The organism is Burkholderia sp. BCC0398, assembly GCF_902833245.1.
GTDB classification, from domain to species: domain Bacteria; phylum Pseudomonadota; class Gammaproteobacteria; order Burkholderiales; family Burkholderiaceae; genus Burkholderia; species Burkholderia sola.
The window spans coordinates 162822-180442 of sequence record NZ_CADFEM010000014.1 but is presented as its reverse complement, the minus strand read 5'-3'; the positions used below and the strand labels follow the sequence as shown (position 1 = coordinate 180442).

Sequence of the window (17621 nt, the reverse complement as noted above, 5' to 3'; positions counted from 1 at the left end):
GATGAGGATCAGGGCAGGAAGCTGCGGCGCCGCGCGTCGATCAGCTCGACGAGCAACCGGTCGCGCTCCGCCGCCAGTTCCTGCATCGAGCGCTCGCCCTGGATCGCGCGCAGCTCGTCGGTCAGCTTGCGATCGACTTCCGGATCGAACGACGGCGTGCCGAGGTCGTCCCACCAGCTCGTGATCGGCCCCGACAGGTGTTCGAGGAAATGCGCGATCCCGCCCGCGCCGCCGCCAAGGTGATAGGTCAGACACTGCCCCATTAGTCCCCAGCGCAGGCCGGGGCCCCACGCGACGGCCTTGTCCGCATCGGCGACGCTCACGACGCCTTCGCCGACGAGGTGATACACCTCGCGGAACAGCGCGGCCGCGAGCCGGTTGGCGACGTGGCCGGTCATCTCCTTGTTCAGCACGATCGTCTGCTTGCCGAGCGCATCGTAGAACTGCTTCACGCGCGCGATCACGTCCTGGCCGGTCGCGTCGCCGCCGACCAGCTCGACGAGCGGAATCAGGTGCGGCGGATTGAACGGATGCGCAATCAGGCAGCGCTCCGGATGCTTCGCGCACGCGGTCTGGATCTCGGACATCTTCAGGCCCGACGAGCTCGATGCGATCGGCACGTGCGCGGGCAGCACGTCGTCCATCTGGCGGTAAAGCGCGCGCTTCAGGTCGAGCCGCTCGGGGCCGTTCTCCTGCACGAAGTCGACGCCGTCCAGCGCGCGCACGAGATCGGCGTCGAACGACAGCCGCGCGGAAGGTTCGGCGGCCCGCTCGCCGAGGAAGGCGGCGAGCGCGTCGCGCAGCCGCGCGTCGGCTTGCGGCGCCGGGTCGGTCGCGACGACGTCGAAGCCTTGCGTCAGGTAGAAAGCGGCCCAGCTCGCGCCGATCACGCCGGCGCCGACGATCGCGATACGTCGAATGTCCATGGTTGTCCCGTGTGGTTGGTCTGCGGATATGTCGCGGCGATTGTCGCATCGAATCCCCTGCGCACGCGTCGACGCCGATTGCAAATTCCCTCTTGAAATGCGCGGCGGCGGCCACTAATTAAGCGTCGTCGGGCAGTGCCGCATGCAACGCACCGCCCCCGTTATCGACCCCGTGGAGCCACCCGTCGCGCCCGCCGCAGGCGTCGCGCCGTCACGTCTCCCGCGTTCCCTGTTCAGGAGGACCAACATGAGCGGTATCCATCACGGCTACGACTTGTTCGACGAATTCGCCCGCGTGCAGCGGCAGATGGCGAGCCTGCTCGGCGAACGGCCGTCCGGCATCCGTGCGGGGCGCGCCGGCGCGTTTCCCGCGCTCAACGTCGGCGCCACCGACGATGCGATCGAGATCGTCGCGTTCGCACCCGGCATGGCCGCGGCCGACTTCGACGTGTCGATCGACAAGGACCTGCTGACGATCAGCGGCGAGCGCAAACCGGCGCCGCGCACCGAAGGCGACGACGTGCGCACGTATGCGCAGGAACGCTTTCACGGCGCGTTCCGCCGCGTGGTCGAACTGCCGCGCGACGCGGCCCCCGAGCAGGTCAGCGCCCGCTACGAGAACGGCTGCCTGCTGATTCGCGTCGGTCGGCGCGAAGCATCGAAGCCGCGTGCGATCACCATTCAGTAATCTTCAGGATACCGACATGAACACGAACCCGACCCTGGCCGAACGCCACCCGAGCACCGTTCACGCTGCCGCCGCCGAAGCCGCGCGCCGGCCCGCGATCACCCCGTCCGTCGACATCGTCGAGGACGCGCGCGGCGTCACGCTGCGGGCCGACCTGCCCGGCGTGCCGCGCGAGAACCTCGACGTGAAGGTGCACGACACGACGCTGACGATCGAAGCCGCGACGCAACTCGACACGCCGGCCGACCTGCGCGTGCGACACGCGGAAGTGCGCGCGACGCGCTATGCACGGTCGTTCGTGCTGAGCGCCGATCTCGACACGTCGCGGATCGACGCGAACCTGCGCGACGGCGTGCTGACGCTGACGATCCCGCGCCGCGAGGAAACGCGCCCGCGCCGCATCGACGTGACGGCCGGCAATGCGTAAGGGTCGACGCGTGTGCTGACGCGACGCGCATGAAAATGCCCCGCTCCGGCGTGATGCCGGGCGGGGCTTTTTTGCATCGGGCCGTGCGCGCTCAAACGCACGGACTTCAGATTCAATCGAAATCGAACAGGTCGAACACCGACTTCTTGCGGCGCCGGCCGTCGTGCCGGTATCGATCGTCGTGCGAGCGGCCGTCGCGGCCCCAGCCGTCGTCGCGCTCGCGCGACGCGTGCGCGTCGTGCTGCGCCGGCGCGGCATCGCGGCGAGCCGGCGCGTCGCCGGTCTCGCGTGCGATCAGCTTGTCGAGCTCGCCGCGATCGAGCCACACGCCGCGGCAGGTCGGACAGTAGTCGATCTCGATCGACTGGCGCTCGGCCATCAGCAGGTCGGGCGTCTTGCAGACAGGACATTTCATCGCGTTTCTCCTTTCCGTGCGAATTTCATCCGGATTCCGTACGAGGCGCGCGAACCGGCCGCCGCGGCGGCCGGCATCCCGCGCGCCGGCTCAGTCGCGCGCCACGTGCGCCGCACGCTTCGCCTTCGCGCGCCGCGCCAGCATGTTCATGCCCTCGACGAACGCCGAGAACGCCATCGCCGCATAGATGTCCCCCTTCGGCACGTGCGAACCGAACCCTTCGGCGATCAGCGTCATGCCGATCACGACCAGGAACGACAGCGCGAGCATCACGATCGTCGGGTTGCGGTCGATGAAACGCGCGAGCGGCTGCGCGGCGAACAGCATCACGCTCACGGCGACGATCACGGCGACGAACATGATCGGAACGTGCTCGGTCATGCCGATCGCGGTCACGATGCTGTCGATCGAGAACACGATGTCGAGCATCACGATCTGGCCGATCGCGGCCCACATCGTCAGGCCGGCCGCGCCGGCGGCGCCGCCCGCGCCGTCACCGTCGTGCGACACGTGGTGATGGATCTCGGTGGTCGCCTTCCACACGAGGAACAGGCCGCCCGACAGCAGGATCATGTCGCGCCACGAAAACGCATGATCGAACAGCGTGAACACGGGTTCGGTCAGGCTCGCGATCCACGCGACGCTACCGAGCAGCGCGAGGCGCATCACCAGCGCGAGCGCGATGCCGAGGCGCTGCGTGCGGGCGCGCTGCGCTTCGGGCAGCTTGTTGCTGAGGATGGAGATGAAGATCAGGTTGTCGATGCCGAGCACGACTTCCATCACGACGAGCGTCAGGAGCGCGGCCCAGACGGCGGGGTCGGTGGCAAGCGTCAGCAGGTAGTCCATGGGATGGGCCGATACGAAAGTGGAAAGCCCGATGATATGCCGCCCCGTACTTCGGAAAAATCAGCGAGAATCTGACTTTGAGTTCGGTTTTTTCGATATATCGCGCGCCGATGCTGAATTTTCGCCATCTGTACTATTTCTGGGTCGTCGTGAAGGAAGGCGGCTTCGCGCGCGCGGCCGGCCGGCTGGACATGGCCGTGCAGACGATCAGCGCGCAGGTGCGCGAGCTGGAGAAAGCGCTCGGCCACCAGTTGCTGCGCCCGGCCGGGCGCGGCGTCGCGATGACCGACGCCGGGCAGGCCGCCTTTGCGCGCGCGGAAATCATCTTCGAGATGGGCCGGCTGATCCCCGACGACGTGCGCGCGGCGGCCAGCCAGCCGACCGTGCGGCTCGCGGTCGGCCTCGCGGACGGCATCTCCAAGCTCGCCGCGCACGCAATCCTGGCCCCGGTGCTCGACACGCCCACGCTGCGGCTGCTGTGCCACGAAGGCGAGCACGACGCGCTGCTCGCGGAACTCGCGCTGCATCACCTGGATCTCGTGCTGGCCGGGCAAGGCGCGCCATCGGGGTCGAACCTGCGCGTGACGAGCGAGCGGCTCGTCGCGTCGCCGGTCGACTGGTACGGGCCCGCGGCGCTCGTCACGCCGGCCGCGCGGCAGCGCTATCCGCACTGCCTGGCCGAGCTGCCGGTGCTGCTGCCGACTGCGCATTCGGCATTGCGCGCGCGTCTCGACCTGTGGCTGGAAAGCGCGCGGATCGTGCCGCGCGTGGCCGGCGAGTTCGAGGACAGCGCGCTGATGGCCGTGTTCGCGGCGCGCGGCCTCGGCGTGTTTCCGCTGAGCGAACTCGGCGCGAACGATGCGTCGCTGCTGCGCGGGCTCAGGCGGCTCGGGCGCGCGGGCGACGTGACCGAGGAGATCCACGCGATCCGCTCCCGGCGCGGCGAACATCATCCGCTGACGGCGCAATTGCTGGCCGCGGCGCGCGGCGCGCCGGCCGACTGAAGCGAGCGCGACACCAAACGAAACTATAATGTCGCCCCGGCCATACGAGATGTGCGCCGCATCAATCCGGGCACTCCCCTTGCGCCGCCTCTCGCCGAGCCTTCTGAAAGACGCCATGCACAACCGATTTCGCCTGTTTTCCGTTTCGTGCGCGCTCGCGGCCGCGGCCGTGCTGGCGGCATGCTCGTCGCCGCCCAAGCCGATCTACCAGCAGGAACAGTTCGACGCGACCAGCAGCCCGTATGCGCATACGTTCCACTCGAAATCCGACGCGGCCTGCGAGGCCGCCCGGCGCGCGCTGCTGAGCCAGGGCTACGTGGTGTCGTCGTCGCGCAACGACGCGGTCGACGGCAGCAAGAATTTCCAGCCGAGCAACGACATGCACGTCGTGATCGAGTTTCACGTCGTGTGCGCGGACGCGACGGCGGACGGCGCGTCGAGCATCGCGTACGTGAACGCGGTGCAGGACCGCTATACGCTGAAGAAATCGAATACGTCGGCCAGCGTGGGCTTGAGCGTGTTCGGCTCGCTGTCGCTGCCGATCGGGTCGAGCGACGACGCGCTCGTCAAGACCGCGAGCGAGACGATTCCCGCCGGCGTGTTCTATGAACGCTTCTTCACGCTCGTCGACCATTTCCTGAAGATCGACCCGGCGCGCCGCGACCGCGCGACCGTGAAGGCCGCGGAGAAGGAGCCCGTCGCGCCGCTGCCCGAGCCCGCGCCGACGCCGCAGGGCGAACCGATGAAGATGACGACGCCGGTCGTGCCGACGCCGCCCGCGGCGCCGGTGCCGCTGTCGGCGACGGGTGTCGCGCCGGGGTCGGGCGCGAATGCCGTGCCGGCCGCGGCATCGGCCATCGCGGCGCCGGCTGCGATGCGCGCCGCGGCGCCGACGGCGGCGTCCGGGCCGGTGCCGGCCTCGGGGGCGGCACCCGCGGCCGCTTCTGCGCCTGCGCCTGCGCCGGCTTCGGCTGCCGGCCCGGCGCCTGCATCGACCCCGGCTCCCGCTCCCGCTTCGTCTGCTGCGCCAGCTTCGGCGCCTAAGCCGGTTTCCGGTCCGGCAACCGCGCCGGCACCTTCGTCGACCTCCGGTTCGACGGCCGCGCCGGTTTCCCCGCCCCTGGCTCTGTCGGAGCCGGCAACAGCCGCGGCCACCGCTACGCCGTCGTCGTCCTCGGCCGCGCCTTCGTCAGCGGCATCCACGCCCGCATCGGCATCGGCGCCGTCAAGCGCATCGCCTGCGCCGGCTACCGCCAACCCCGTCGCATCGTCCACGCCGTCCGGCGCGAGCGCACCCATCGCGAATTGATCGCGCTCCCGTATCGTCGCGCCCGGCCGCATGCGGCGCGGCGCGACGACACGCCCCCCTTCCGCAACGTTCCTGAAGTCGTTTCCGCCCATCCGGCCGTGCGTCGACCGCGCATGGTCGCGCGGGATTGACGGTAAGGCAACGTCGACGCGTGGCGGTTCGCCATGCACGCGCCAGACCCGCCGTCACCGCGCGCGACAATCGCAAGCAATCCGCCGTCTCGCGAGTGCGCTGCTCACCCGCGCACTCGCCTACCGCAACGTCGCGCGCAGCGTCTGCAGATCCTCGGCGGTCGTGGCCACCCCGCCGCAGACGATCACGGCGATGTCCGCGGCCGACGCGAGCACCCGCACCGGCCGCTCCAGCGCGGCCAGCGCCGCGCCGCACGCGGGCTCGACGACGATCCTGTGTTCGTCGAGAAACCGCAGCGACGCCGCCACCGCGTCGGCGTCGGACACGACGACCGGATGGATCGCGTGGCGTGTCGCCCATTCGACCGCCGCGTCGCACGGCCGCTTCGCGCCGAGCGTCGTCGCGATGCTCGAGATGGCCGCCAGTTCGACCGGACGCCCCTGCGCGACCGAGCGCGCATAGCAGTCGGCGCCTTCCGTCTCGGCCGCGACGACCGGCACGTCGTGCCAGCCGTTGCGCGCCAGCCCTTCCAGCACGCCGCACAGCAGACCGCCGCCGCCCACAGCAAGCACGACCGCGTCGGGCTTCGGGCCGGCCGCCGCCATCTCGTCGATCATCGTCGCGTGGCCCTGCCACAGCACGCGATCGTCGAACGGATGCACGAACGCGTCGTGCGCGTCGAGCGCCGACTGCGCGAACGCGTTCGCCTCGGCCCAGCTCGCGCCGTGCACGACGAGTTCCGCGCCTTCGACGCGGATCAACTCGCGCGCCCGCGCCGACGTGCTTTCCGGCACGACGACGCGCACCGGCACGCCGAGCTCGCGGCCGCAGTACGCGACCGCGATGCCCGCGTTGCCGCCCGACGACGACACGAATCGCCGTGCGCCGGCGGCGTGCCGCGCCTCGCAGACGGCGCCGATGCCGCGCAGCTTGAACGAACCCGACGGCTGCAGCGCCTCGAGCTTCAGCCGGATGGTCGTGCCGAGCCGGCGGGATGCGATCGGCGAGCGGATATAAGGAGTCGGGATATGAAGCGGCATGGGACGGAACGCAATGAGGACGGAGGAAACGCACACGACGCGCAACGACGCGCATTCGGCAATGACGGTCATCGTACGGCAGGCCTGCCATGCTTTCCAATACCATCGAATGGCGTTTGCTATGCTTCACAGGCATATCCACACATCAGACCCCACACCGCATGCGCCAGATCGAACTGCGTCACCTGCGCTACTTCGTCGCCGTCGCCCAGGCCGGCAGCGTGATGGCCGGCGCCCGTGCGGCCGGCATCGTCCAACCCGCGCTGTCGCGACAGATCCGCGAACTCGAGGACGCGATCGGCACGCCGCTGCTGATTCGTCGCGCGACGGGCGTCACGCTCACGGCGGCCGGCACGAGCTTCCTGCACGATGCGACCGGCCTGCTCGCGATGCTGCAGGACAGCCGCGAGCGCGCGCTGCGCAGCGCGGCCGGCCAGCTCGGCGAACTGCGGCTCGGCGCGCTGCCGAACTGCCTGCCGCTGCCGGTCGTCGCGAACGTCCTCAAGGCGTTTCGCGATGCGTGCCCGGACGTGAAACTGTCGATCGCGCCGATGCTGTCGGCCGAACAGGCGAGCGCGCTGATGCGCGGCCAGCTCGACGCCGGGATCATGGCGTGGCGTCGCGAGGAAGCGCCGCACCTGACGGGCGTGCGGCTGCTGAGCGACCGCTTCGTGCTCGCGATGCCCGCGCCGCCGGGCGGCCGCTTCGTCGCGCCGCGCACGCTGGCCGACGTCGCGAACGAGCCGTTCGTCTGGTTCGATGCGCAGCGCTCCGCCGCGCACCACCGGTTCCTGATGACGCAGTGCGAGCAGGCCGGCTTCACGCCGCGCATCGCGCAGGTCGGCAGCGACATCCCGACGCTGATCGGCCTCGTCGCGGCCGGCATGGGCTGCGCGTTCGTGCCGGAAAGCGCGTCGCCGACCTGCCCGCGCACGGTCCGGCTCGTCGCGCTCGACGCGCTCGCGAGCCGCTTCGACATCGAGTTCGTGTTCGACGGCGCGGCGGCAGCCCCGTCGCCCGTCGTGGCGCGGTTTCTCGCGGCGGTCCGCGACGCGGCCGGCGAACCGGGCTGAACGTACGCCGGATGCCTCGCCGCGCGATCGGGCGATGCAACTTGCAGCGCCGGCCGCTGGACGGAATCGCCCTCCGCGATCTCGCCGTTTTCGCCGTTTTCGCCGTTTTCGCCGTTTTCGCCGTTTTCGCCGTTTTCGCTGTTTTTGAGCACTGAACGACGCCGCCGTGCCACCGAAAAATCTTTCAGAACGCCGACGGACGGCGTCACGACGCCGCTATTTTCAAATTGACACCAAAAACGGCCGTTTAACGCCGATTCGAATCGTCCTGGCCCGAAATATACTGCCCGCGCATCCAATTCCTCGTGCCAAAGAGAGGATGCGTTTCCGCCCCGGCCACGGACCCCCTGTGGTCGGGGCTTTTTTCCTGTTGCGCGTCGAGTCACGCCCCACACACGCCGCATTATTGACATGAAATCAAGATAATTTCGTCCGGATGCGGCTTTTTCCGCAAAAGTAATGCAGGCACACTTCGGGCTGTCCTCAATGGCTTCGTGCCGTTGTCCCCCGCTTACAGGAGCCCGCCGCGTGAACCCCACGACTTCCTCTCCGTCCCGTCCGGGCGGCAGCGCCGCGCTGCCGCTGCTGGCGCTCGCCGCCGGCGCGTTCGGCATCGGCACCACCGAGTTCTCGCCGATGGGCCTGCTGCCCGTGATCGCCGACGGCGTGCACGTGTCGATTCCGCAAGCCGGCATGCTGATCAGCGCGTATGCGATCGGCGTGATGGTCGGCGCGCCGCTGATGACGCTGCTGCTCGCGCGCTGGTCGCGCCGCTCCGCGCTGATCGCGCTGATGTCGATCTTCACGATCGGCAACCTGCTGTCGGCCGCCGCACCGGACTACACGACGCTGCTGCTCGCCCGCCTCGTGACGAGCCTCAACCACGGCGCGTTCTTCGGGCTCGGCTCGGTGGTCGCGGCGAGCCTCGTGCCGCGCGACAAGCAGGCCAGCGCGGTCGCGACGATGTTCATGGGGCTGACGATCGCGAACGTCGGCGGCGTGCCGGCCGCGACCTGGCTCGGCCAGATGATCGGCTGGCGCATGTCGTTCGCGGCGACCGCGGGCCTCGGCCTGGTCGCGATCGCCGGCCTGTTCGCCGCGCTGCCGAAGGGCGAAGCCGGCAAGATGCCGGACCTGCGCGCCGAACTCTCCGTGCTCACGCGCCCGGTCGTGCTCGGCGCGCTCGCGACGACGGTGCTCGGCGCCGGCGCGATGTTCACGCTCTATACGTACGTCGCGCCAACGCTCGCCCACCTGACGGGCGCCACGCCCGGCTTCGTGACCGCGATGCTCGTGCTGATCGGCGTCGGCTTCTCGATCGGCAACATCGCGGGCGGGCGCCTCGCCGACCGCTCGCTCGACGGCACGCTGATCGGCTTCCTGTTGCTGCTGATCGCGACGATGGCCGCGTTCCCGCTGCTCGCCGCGACCCACGCGGGCGCCGCCGTCACGCTGCTGGTCTGGGGGATCGCGACGTTCGCGGTCGTGCCGCCGCTGCAGATGCGCGTGATGCGCGCGGCCCATGAAGCGCCGGGCCTCGCGTCGGCCGTCAACATCGGCGCGTTCAACCTCGGCAACGCGTTCGGCGCCGCCGCCGGCGGTGCGGCGATCTCGGCCGGGTTCGGCTACGCGGCGGTGCCGCTCGTCGGCGCGCTGATCGCCGCCGCCGGGCTCGCCCTCGTCATGCTGCAGGTCACGCAGCGCCGCCGCTCGCCGGCCACCGCGAATTCGTAAGCGCGGGGAAGCCCGGACTACCGGGAACCGTCCGCACGCATTTTTACGGCCGCGCCATGCGGCCGTTGTCGTTTCCGGCGCGCGGTCCGGTTCCGACGGCCCGATCAGCGTCCCGCGGCGAACCTGCCGAAGAACGCGCGCGCGTTCGCCTCGAGACTCTCGAGGTGATAGCCGCCTTCCTGCACGATCACCGTCGGCAACCCGAGCGCGCCGATCGCGCGGCCGAGCCGGCCGAACCCGTCGGTCGTGACCGCGACCTGCGATTGCGGATCGTCCTTGTAGATGTCGAAGCCGAGCGCGAGCACGAGCGCATCGGGCTGGAACCGCGCGAGCGCGCGCAGCGCGTCGTCGAGCCGCGCGAAGAACGTCGACTCCGGCGCGCCGTGCGGCATCGGCAGGTTGAGGTTGAAGCCGTCGCCGGCGCCCGCGCCCGTCTCTTCCTCGTAGCCCGCGACGACCGGGTAGAAGTTGGTCGGGTCGCCGTGAATCGATACGTACAGCACATCGTCGCGGCCGTAGAAAATCTCCTGCACGCCCTGCCCGTGATGCATGTCGGTATCGAGGATCGCGACGCGGCGATGGCGGCCGAGCAGCGCCTGCGCGGCGATCGCCGCGTTGTTCAGGTAGCAGAAGCCGCCCGCCGCGTCGCGGCGCGCATGATGGCCGGGCGGCCGGCACAGCGCGTAGGCTTCGCGTGCGCCGTCGTTGACGTCGGCCGCCGCGGCCAGCGCGCCCTGCGCGGACCAGTACGCCGCGCGCCACGTGTTCGCGCCGACCGGGCAACTGCCGTCGGCGAGATAGCGCGCGGCTTTCGCGAGCACGCCGCGCAACGGGTTCGGATCGCGCACGAACACGTTCGACATCACTTCGTCGCCCCAGTCGTCGGGCATCTGCTTCCAGTCGCGGTGCGCATCCTCGAGAAAGCGCAGGTAGTTCATGTCGTGCACGGCCGCGATCGGCGCGGTGCCGCGGTCGGTCGGCTCGCGCACGTCGAAGTCGAGCGACCGGACGGCCGCGACGAGCCGCGCCGCGCGCTCGGGCACTTCCTGCGGTTCGCGCATCTGGCCGCGCGACAGGTAGCTGCGCGGATGGTGCAGCAGTTGTTCGGGATGGAAATAGGTTTTCATCGTCGTCCTCGTCGATTAGCCGGATCAGGCGCCGTGCGCGGCGGCAGCCGCGTCGATGCGCGCCGCGATGCCCGCGCGCGCGAGCACCGCATGGAGCAGCACGTTCGCGCCGCGCGTCACGTCGTCGGGCAACGCATCCTCGGCTTCGTTGTGCGACAGGCCGTCGACGCACGGAATGAACACCATCGCGGTCGGGAAACGACGCGCGAGCAGGATCGCATCGTGGCCGGCGCCGCTCACGATCCGCTCGTGCGTGTAGCCGAACGCAGCCGCGGCCTGCGCCACCAGCCCCACGCAATCGCGATCGAACGGCGTCGCCGGGCTGCGCCAGCAGGTGTCGATCGCCACTTGCACGCCGCGCGCGGCGGCGATGCGGGCGCACGCCTCGCGCAGGTCGCGCTCCATCGCATCGACTTCGGCATCGTCGTGATGACGCAGGTCGACCGTGAACGTCAGCTCGCCGGCAATCGTGTTGCGCGATGCGTGGCGGATGCCGACCTGCCCGATCGTCGCGAGCCCGCGCGGTGCATAAGCGGCGACGATCCGTTCGAGTTCGAGCGCGATCTGCGCACTCGCGAAATACGCGTCCTTGCGATACGGCATCGGCGTCGTGCCGGCGTGCGCGGCCACGCCCGTCACCGTCACGTCGAGCCAGCGGATCGCCTGCCCGCCCGTGACGATGCCGATCGTCGTGCCGTTCGCCTCGAGCACGGGCCCCTGTTCGATATGCGCCTCGAAATACGCGTCGACCGCACCGCCCGCTGCGCGCGTGCCGCGATAGCCGCATGCGTCGAGCGCCGCACCGAGCGTGACGCCGTCGGCGTCCTGCTTCGCGAGCGCGTCGTCGAGCGGCAGCGCGCCGGTGAACACGGCCGACCCGAGCATCGCCGGCGCGAAGCGCGCGCCTTCCTCGTTGGTCCACGACACGATCTCGAGCGGCTTGTCGGTCGCGATGCCCGCGTCGTTCAGCGTGCGCACGAGTTCGAGCGCGGCGAGCACGCCGTAGACGCCGTCGAAGCGGCCGCCTTCCGGCTGCGTGTCGAGATGGCTGCCGATCAGCACGGGAGCCGCCTGCGCATCGGCGCCGTCGCGACGCGCGAACAGGTTGCCGACCGCATCGACGCTCACCGTCAGCCCCGCGTCGCGGCACCATTGCGCGAACAGGTCGCGCCCGCGCCGGTCGTCATCGGTGAGCGCGACACGCCGCACGCCGCCGCGCGGCGTCGCGCCGACGCGCGCCATGTCGGCCAGGCTCTGCCACAGGCGGGCGCCGTCGATTTCCAGCAGGTCGTTCATTGGGATTCCGGATCGATTCGTTTGTTGAGGTTCAATGCGAGCCGAGCGCTTCGGCGGCGGCCGGCTGCGCGGCGTGGCGCGCGTCGAGCGCGACGATGCAGAGCAGCGAGATGCCGGCGAGACACGTGTAGAACACCGCGAGCGGCCACCACTGGCCCGTGAAGCGATGCGCGAGCCACGTGCCGACGAGCGGCGTCAGGCCGCCCGCGATCGCGCCGCAAATCTGGTAAGCGAGCGAGATCGCCGAATAGCGCACATGGGCGGGAAACACGTCGCTGACGAAGCCCGCGATCACCGAATAGAAGCCGGCCATGCAGACGACGGCGAGCGCGATGCCGGCGATCAGCGACGCGGACGTGCCACCCTGCACGAGCATGAACATCGGATACGGCGACAGCATCGCGAGCAGCGCCGCGAGCTTCAGGAAGCGTGCGCCGCCGATACGCTCGGCGATCCACGCGGCGAGCGGCTGCGCGAAGAACTGGATGATCGCGACCGCGAACAGGCTGTCGAGGATCAGCGAGCGCGACACGCCGACGTACTGCGTCGTGTACGCAATCATGAACGTGTTCGTGAAATAGACGCCCGCGATGCCGATCGTGTTCGCGCCGATGCAGAGCAGCACGAGCCCCGACGCGGAACGGAACACTTCCGCGACCGGCAGCTTCACCGTGCGGTTCGCTTCCTTGACCCGCGCGAACTCCGGCGACTCGTTCACGCCGAGCCGGATCAGGATGCCGACCACGAGCAGCACCGAACTCGCGAGAAACGGCAGGCGCCAGCCCCACGCGAGGAAGTCGGCCTTGTCCATCGACGTGACCGCGCGGAATGCGATCAGCGACAGGATCAGCCCGGCCGGGCTGCCGAGCTGCGCGAACGATGCGAAAAACGTGCGGCGCCCCTGCGGCGCATGCTCGCCCGCCATCAGCACCGCGCCGCCCCATTCGCCGCCGACCGCGATCCCCTGCACGACCCGCAGCGCGACGAGCAGCACCGGCGCGAGGACGCCGACCTTCGAATAGGCGGGCAGCAGCCCGACGCAGACGGTCGCGACGCCCATCATCATCAACGTCGTCATCAGCGCCTTCTTTCGGCCGATGCGGTCGCCGAGATGGCCGAAGATCACGCCGCCGAGCGGACGCGCGAAGAAGCCGACCGCGAACGTCGCGAACGACGCCATCGTGCTGACGAACGGGTCGTGCGACGGGAAATAGAGTTCGCCGAACACGAGCGCGGCCGCGGTCGCGTAGATGTAGAAGTCGTACCACTCGATCATCGTGCCGATGAACGCGGCCGTCGCGGCGCGTGCCGGCTGGCGGGCGGAAGGAAGGGACTGAGTCATGCGGGCTCCTGACGCGCGCCGCGGCGGAGCGGCACGCACTATCGTGAGGACGGCCGTCTGTCGCGGCCTCGCGCCGCACGCTGCGGCGCCCCCCTTTATCGGTGGCCGCAAATCATTAGTCAAATTTCAAGTTATTATTCTCTATATAAATTCAACTAATGCCTGCCGCCGCCTGCCCGGAGACCCGATGCGCCCCGACCTCGCCCCGTTCCTCAACGATCGCCTCGACTGGAACCTGCTGCGCACCTATCTGGTGATCATGCAGGAGCGCAGCGTGAGCCGCGCGGCCGCGCGCCTGCACGTCACGCAGCCGGCCGTGAGCCAGGCGCTGCGGCGGCTCGAGGAGACGCTCGAGCGCCGGCTGATCGAGCGGCGCGGCGCGCACTTCGCGCCGACGCCGGCCGGCGAAGCCGTGTACCGGATCGCGAGCGACATCTACGGCGGCATCTCGCGCCTCGAAACCGAAATCGACGACAGCACCGCCGACCTGACCGGCTCGATCCGGCTGCTGACGGTGAGCCGCATCGAATCGCCCGTCTACGACGAATTCCTCGCGGATTTCCATCGCGCGTATCCGCGTATCGATCTGCAGATCGAAGTGATGCGTTCGTCGGACATCCTGTCGTCGCTGCTGCAGAAGACGGCCACGGCCGGGCTCGGCCTGTGCCGCACGCCGCACGACAAGCTGGAGATGCGCTGCTTCCTGCGCCAGCGCTATGCGATCTACTGCGGCCGCCATCACCGGCTGTTCGGGCAGACGCAATTGCGGATGGACGATCTGCTCGCGGAGAATTTCGTGTCGTTCACGAGCGACCAGATCGGCGACAGCCTGTCGCCGCTCACCGTGTTTCGCGACCAGAAGGGCTTCACGGGGCGCATCGTCGCGTCGTCGCCGAGCCTCGACGAAGTGCGGCGGCTGATCTTCGCGGGCTATGGCATCGGCTGCCTGCCCGAGCACATCGTACGTGACGACATCGCGCAGCAACGGCTGTGGCGGTTGCCGCCCGACGACGGGCTCGTCGATGTCGACGTGTTCCTGCTGTGGCATCGCGACCGCAAGATGAATGCGGCGGAGCATGCGTTTCTCGACGCGATGGAGCGCTGCATGCAGCGCTACTCGCTCGCGGAGCGGCTGGGGAAATGATGACGCGGGTGCGCCCGATGCACGCGCCGGGCGCACGCGGCCCGGCGCATTGCGTGCGTCAGAAGCGATGCACGATGCCGAGTTGCACGCCGCGCGCATTCGCGCCCGGGTACGCGAGCGGCAGGCCGGGGTTTGCTGCGCCGGCAAGCGTGTAGTCGGCCTGGTTGCGGTTGCGCAGGTACGACAGCGCGCCGTAGAAGCTCGTGCGCTTCGACAGGTCGTACTCGTACATCAGTCCGAGCTGGTCCGCGTTATTGCGTTGCGACGACTGGTCGTGCAGGTACGCGTAGCCGAGCGCGATAGCGTTCGCCGGGTTGATCTGATATTTGACCGACAGCCCGTACACGCGCGAATCGATTCCGAGGTCGGCCCACTTCACCGCGGAGAACCCGCCATACACGGTGGCCTTGCCGATTGCGTACGATGCGCCGGCCATGATCGTGCGATCCGTCGTGGTCGCCGCGGCGTTCTTCAACCACTGGCCCGCGACGAATGCGCCGAACGGGCCGTGTTCGTAGGTCAGGTCGAACTGCCGGCTGGAGCCGGCCGAGCGCACGCCGCCCGCGTCGCCGAACCCGAAGTACAGCCCGCCCTGGAAACCGGCTATCTCCGGGCTCTGGTACGACAGCGTATTGCTCGTGCGGAATGCGAACACGGTCAGGTTGTCCATGCCGGACGCCTGCGTGACGCCGCCGAACGCATCCTGCCCGCCCTGGTCGTTGAACAGCGGCGAATTCTGCCGGCCCGCGCGCACCTTGCCCCACTGCCCCGCGATGCCGACCCACGCCTGCCGGTTGAACATCGTGCCGGCGCTCGCGAGCGAGCCGTCGTTCGGGTTGAAGCCGTTTTCCAGCGCGAACTCGATCTTCTGGCCGCCGCCGATCTCTTCGCCGCCCTTCAGCCCGAACCGGCTGCCCCACTGGCCGCCCGAGTTGATCGCGGCCGTATAGCCGTTGCCCGTGTTCACGTATTGCGCGAATTCGTCGATCACGCCGTACAGCGTGACGCCGTCCTGCGCGAGCGCGGCGTCCGAACCGGCGACGCAAGCGGCCGCGACGGCCATCCGAAGACCGGCATGCACCGGTCGCGCCCGGGAACGATGTCCTCGTGCGTTCATTTTATTAGTCATGCTATTCAATGAAAGGAGAATGGAACGACGCCGGGCACGATGGTCCACCATGCCGGCATCGCGGATAACGAAGAGGATGTGCGGTGCGATTGCCGGTCGCGCCGGTTCGGCGCGTCGGGCCGCTCAGGCCGGCGGCAGACCGGCCCGACGAACGACGTGATACGTCGGTGTCAGACCTCGCCGCGTTCGAGCGGCAGGATCAGGCGTTCGGGAATGCTGCGTCGCGACGCGCGGGCGCCGACGTAATACAGCACGGCCGGCACGACGAGGCCGAGGATCCACGAGATGTCGGTGCCGCCGAGCGCATCGACGAGCGGCCCCGTGTAGATGTGCGTCGACATGAACGGCAATTGCACCAGGATGCCGACCACGTAGATCGTGATCGCCATCACGTTCCAGCGACCGTAGCGGCCGTCGGGATCGGACAGCGCCGGCACGTCGTAGCGCGAACGCGTGAAGCAGTAGTAATCGACCAGGTTGATCGCGCTCCACGGCGTGAAGAACGCGAGCAGGAACAGGATGAACGCGGTGAATTCCTTCAGGAACGAATGACGGCCCGCGAGCGCGATCAGCGTCGATACGCAGATCATCCCGAAGATGTACACGAGGCGGCTCTTCGACGATACCGCGCCCTTGCCGCGAAAGCCGCTGACGATCGTCGCCATCGACATGAAGCTGCCGTACGCGTTGAGCGCAGTCACCGTGACCTTGCCGAACGCGATGCTGAAGTACAGCAGCGCGGCCACGGCGCCCGTCGAGCCGAGGCCGACGATGTACGACACCTCATGGTGCGCGAACTGGCTGCCGGCCAGCGCGGCCGCGAACACGCCGAACACCATCGCCGCCTGCGCGCCAATTACCGAACCGAGGCCGACCGCGAGAAACGTCGCCACCGACGACGTCGAACGCGGCAGGTAGCGCGAATAGTCGGCCACGTACGGGCCGAACGCGATCTGCCACGACGCGGACAGCGACATCGCGAGCAGGAAGCTCGCGAGCGAGAAATGCTTGTTCGCGAGCAGCGCGCCGACGTCGTGGTTCGCGAACAGCTGCGCGAACATGTAGACGAACGCGACGATGCCGACCACGCTCGCGATCCGGCCGACGAAGTGGATCGCGCGATAGCCGAACACGGTCAGCACGACGATCACGGCCGCGAACAGCAGGATGCCGGCCGCGTCGTCGACGTGCAGCAGTTGCGCGACGGCCTGCCCGGCCAGCACCGAGCCGCTCGCGGAAAAGCCGATGTACATCAGGCACACGAGCACGATCGGGATCATCGCGCCATACACGCCGAACTGCACGCGGCTCGAGATCATCTGCGGCAGCCCGAGCTGCGGCCCCTGCGCGCCGTGCAGCGCCATCACCGCGCCGCCGACGAGCTGGCCGAGCAGCAGCGCGACCAGCGACCAGAACACGTCGCCGCCGAGCACGACCGCGAGCGCGCCCGTGACGATAGCCGTGATCTGCATGTTCGCCGACAGCCACAGCGTGAACTGGCTCAGCAGGCCGCCGTGGCGCTCGGCGTCGGGAATGAAGTCGATCGAGCGTACCTCGATCAGTCCGCCGGCTTTTCCACTGGAATTCGTTGACACGGGTCAATCTCCAAAATACTCAGGACCACACAGGGTTTGAACAGGACAGGAAGCTGCGAGCCGCCCTTTCGGCTCGACGGATGCGGGGCGCCGTGGATCGCCGGCATGCGCCACGCACGCACGGTCTGCACGCTGGCGCGCAAGCGGCACGACGTGTGCCGACATTGCCAGCGGATGATCTTGTATATACAACTTGCGAGATATCGGTGATTACCCGGAATCAATCGATTTTCGAAATCGTCCGAGAGATCCGTGCACGTCCGGGCGATTTCGCCGCAAGTCTGGCGTTGGAAAAATGAAAGGTCAGGCGCTGGATGAAATGACTGCCGGGATGGACATCGTGCACGCCGCGCTCGCCGAGCAGTTCGGCACGCTCGACGGAAACGCAGACGAA

Annotated in this window: 16 protein-coding genes; 7 read left to right on the top strand and 9 right to left on the bottom strand. The window is 69.0% G+C overall.

The genetic code is table 11. The features are described from left to right. Positions 1-8: 8 nt before the first annotated feature. Complete coding sequence (locus HWX76_RS27955; protein WP_124639052.1) at positions 9-926, bottom strand: 3-hydroxyacyl-CoA dehydrogenase NAD-binding domain-containing protein; 918 nt, start codon at positions 924-926, stop codon at positions 9-11. Between the two features lie 247 nt (positions 927-1173). Between HWX76_RS27955 and HWX76_RS27950 the strand changes: the two genes are divergently transcribed. Continuing rightward, positions 1174-1614, top strand: a complete 441-nt coding sequence (locus tag HWX76_RS27950; RefSeq protein WP_050015166.1) for an Hsp20/alpha crystallin family protein — start codon at positions 1174-1176, stop codon at positions 1612-1614. A 16-nt stretch (positions 1615-1630) separates the two neighbouring features. After that, positions 1631-2041: an Hsp20/alpha crystallin family protein gene (locus HWX76_RS27945; RefSeq protein ID WP_089488313.1), complete on the top strand. Its 411-nt coding sequence runs from the start codon at positions 1631-1633 to the stop codon at positions 2039-2041. A 112-nt stretch (positions 2042-2153) separates the two neighbouring features. Here HWX76_RS27945 and HWX76_RS27940 read toward each other — a convergent pair whose 3' ends face one another. Next, on the bottom strand, positions 2154-2456 hold the full coding sequence (locus HWX76_RS27940; RefSeq protein WP_089488312.1) for a zf-TFIIB domain-containing protein: 303 nt from the start codon (positions 2454-2456) through the stop codon (positions 2154-2156). 90 nt (positions 2457-2546) lie between these two features. Then, on the bottom strand, positions 2547-3302 hold the full coding sequence (locus HWX76_RS27935; RefSeq protein ID WP_176016665.1) for a TerC family protein: 756 nt from the start codon (positions 3300-3302) through the stop codon (positions 2547-2549). Between the two features lie 110 nt (positions 3303-3412). Here HWX76_RS27935 and HWX76_RS27930 point away from each other — a divergent pair, with 110 nt between their 5' ends. Together HWX76_RS27930 and HWX76_RS27925 are read left to right on the top strand one after the other, a co-directional pair. Then, the gene (locus HWX76_RS27930) at positions 3413-4306 is read left to right on the top strand and encodes a LysR family transcriptional regulator (RefSeq protein WP_089488310.1); all 894 of its coding nucleotides are present in this window, start codon (positions 3413-3415) and stop codon (positions 4304-4306) included. Between the two features lie 115 nt (positions 4307-4421). Continuing rightward, positions 4422-5615: a DUF2242 domain-containing protein gene (locus HWX76_RS27925; RefSeq protein WP_089488629.1), complete on the top strand. Its 1194-nt coding sequence runs from the start codon at positions 4422-4424 to the stop codon at positions 5613-5615. A 251-nt stretch (positions 5616-5866) separates the two neighbouring features. Here HWX76_RS27925 and HWX76_RS27920 read toward each other — a convergent pair whose 3' ends face one another. Next, positions 5867-6787: a pyridoxal-phosphate dependent enzyme gene (locus tag HWX76_RS27920; protein WP_089488628.1), complete on the bottom strand. Its 921-nt coding sequence runs from the start codon at positions 6785-6787 to the stop codon at positions 5867-5869. A 161-nt stretch (positions 6788-6948) separates the two neighbouring features. Here HWX76_RS27920 and HWX76_RS27915 point away from each other — a divergent pair, with 161 nt between their 5' ends. Together HWX76_RS27915 and HWX76_RS27910 are read left to right on the top strand one after the other, a co-directional pair. Beyond that, on the top strand, positions 6949-7860 hold the full coding sequence (locus HWX76_RS27915) for a LysR family transcriptional regulator (RefSeq protein ID WP_050015155.1): 912 nt from the start codon (positions 6949-6951) through the stop codon (positions 7858-7860). A gap of 528 nt (positions 7861-8388) precedes the next feature. Beyond that, positions 8389-9594 (top strand): MFS transporter, encoded by a 1206-nt coding sequence (locus tag HWX76_RS27910; protein ID WP_089488309.1) that lies wholly within the window; start codon positions 8389-8391, stop codon positions 9592-9594. A 104-nt stretch (positions 9595-9698) separates the two neighbouring features. Here HWX76_RS27910 and HWX76_RS27905 read toward each other — a convergent pair whose 3' ends face one another. From HWX76_RS27905 to HWX76_RS27895, 3 genes are read right to left on the bottom strand one after another with little or no spacing between them, the layout of a single operon-like run. Further along, on the bottom strand, positions 9699-10721 hold the full coding sequence (locus HWX76_RS27905; protein ID WP_050015152.1) for a histone deacetylase family protein: 1023 nt from the start codon (positions 10719-10721) through the stop codon (positions 9699-9701). Positions 10722-10745: 24 nt separating this feature from the next. Further along, positions 10746-12017, bottom strand: coding sequence for a Zn-dependent hydrolase (locus HWX76_RS27900; RefSeq protein WP_176016664.1), 1272 nt, complete (start codon positions 12015-12017; stop codon positions 10746-10748). A 31-nt stretch (positions 12018-12048) separates the two neighbouring features. After that, positions 12049-13359, bottom strand: coding sequence for an MFS transporter (locus tag HWX76_RS27895; protein WP_176016663.1), 1311 nt, complete (start codon positions 13357-13359; stop codon positions 12049-12051). 187 nt (positions 13360-13546) lie between these two features. Between HWX76_RS27895 and HWX76_RS27890 the strand changes: the two genes are divergently transcribed. Further along, the gene (locus HWX76_RS27890) at positions 13547-14503 is read left to right on the top strand and encodes a LysR family transcriptional regulator (protein ID WP_050015147.1); all 957 of its coding nucleotides are present in this window, start codon (positions 13547-13549) and stop codon (positions 14501-14503) included. Positions 14504-14561: 58 nt separating this feature from the next. Here the strand turns inward: HWX76_RS27890 and HWX76_RS27885 are convergent, their stop codons facing one another. After that, entirely contained in the window at positions 14562-15632 is a 1071-nt protein-coding gene (locus HWX76_RS27885) for a porin (RefSeq protein WP_176016662.1), read from the bottom strand. A gap of 170 nt (positions 15633-15802) precedes the next feature. Continuing rightward, the gene (locus HWX76_RS27880) at positions 15803-17227 is read right to left on the bottom strand and encodes a cytosine permease (protein ID WP_050015144.1); all 1425 of its coding nucleotides are present in this window, start codon (positions 17225-17227) and stop codon (positions 15803-15805) included. Positions 17228-17621 lie beyond the last annotated feature (394 nt).

Bases quoted from the DNA above. Each gene is read 5' to 3' on its own strand.
- HWX76_RS27890 (WP_050015147.1), top strand. From the start codon at position 13,547: ATGCGCCCCGACCTCGCCCCGTTCCTCAACGATCGCCTCGACTGGAAC.
- HWX76_RS27925 (WP_089488629.1), top strand. From the start codon at position 4,422: ATGCACAACCGATTTCGCCTGTTTTCCGTTTCGTGCGCGCTCGCGGCC.
- HWX76_RS27900 (WP_176016664.1), bottom strand. From the start codon at position 12,017: ATGAACGACCTGCTGGAAATCGACGGCGCCCGCCTGTGGCAGAGCCTG.
- HWX76_RS27950 (WP_050015166.1), top strand. From the start codon at position 1,174: ATGAGCGGTATCCATCACGGCTACGACTTGTTCGACGAATTCGCCCGC.
- HWX76_RS27905 (WP_050015152.1), bottom strand. From the start codon at position 10,721: ATGAAAACCTATTTCCATCCCGAACAACTGCTGCACCATCCGCGCAGC.
- HWX76_RS27915 (WP_050015155.1), top strand. From the start codon at position 6,949: ATGCGCCAGATCGAACTGCGTCACCTGCGCTACTTCGTCGCCGTCGCC.
- HWX76_RS27940 (WP_089488312.1), bottom strand. From the start codon at position 2,456: ATGAAATGTCCTGTCTGCAAGACGCCCGACCTGCTGATGGCCGAGCGC.
- HWX76_RS27895 (WP_176016663.1), bottom strand. From the start codon at position 13,359: ATGACTCAGTCCCTTCCTTCCGCCCGCCAGCCGGCACGCGCCGCGACG.
- HWX76_RS27945 (WP_089488313.1), top strand. From the start codon at position 1,631: ATGAACACGAACCCGACCCTGGCCGAACGCCACCCGAGCACCGTTCAC.
- HWX76_RS27885 (WP_176016662.1), bottom strand. From the start codon at position 15,632: ATGACTAATAAAATGAACGCACGAGGACATCGTTCCCGGGCGCGACCG.
- HWX76_RS27930 (WP_089488310.1), top strand. From the start codon at position 3,413: ATGCTGAATTTTCGCCATCTGTACTATTTCTGGGTCGTCGTGAAGGAA.
- HWX76_RS27955 (WP_124639052.1), bottom strand. From the start codon at position 926: ATGGACATTCGACGTATCGCGATCGTCGGCGCCGGCGTGATCGGCGCG.
- HWX76_RS27935 (WP_176016665.1), bottom strand. From the start codon at position 3,302: ATGGACTACCTGCTGACGCTTGCCACCGACCCCGCCGTCTGGGCCGCG.
- HWX76_RS27920 (WP_089488628.1), bottom strand. From the start codon at position 6,787: ATGCCGCTTCATATCCCGACTCCTTATATCCGCTCGCCGATCGCATCC.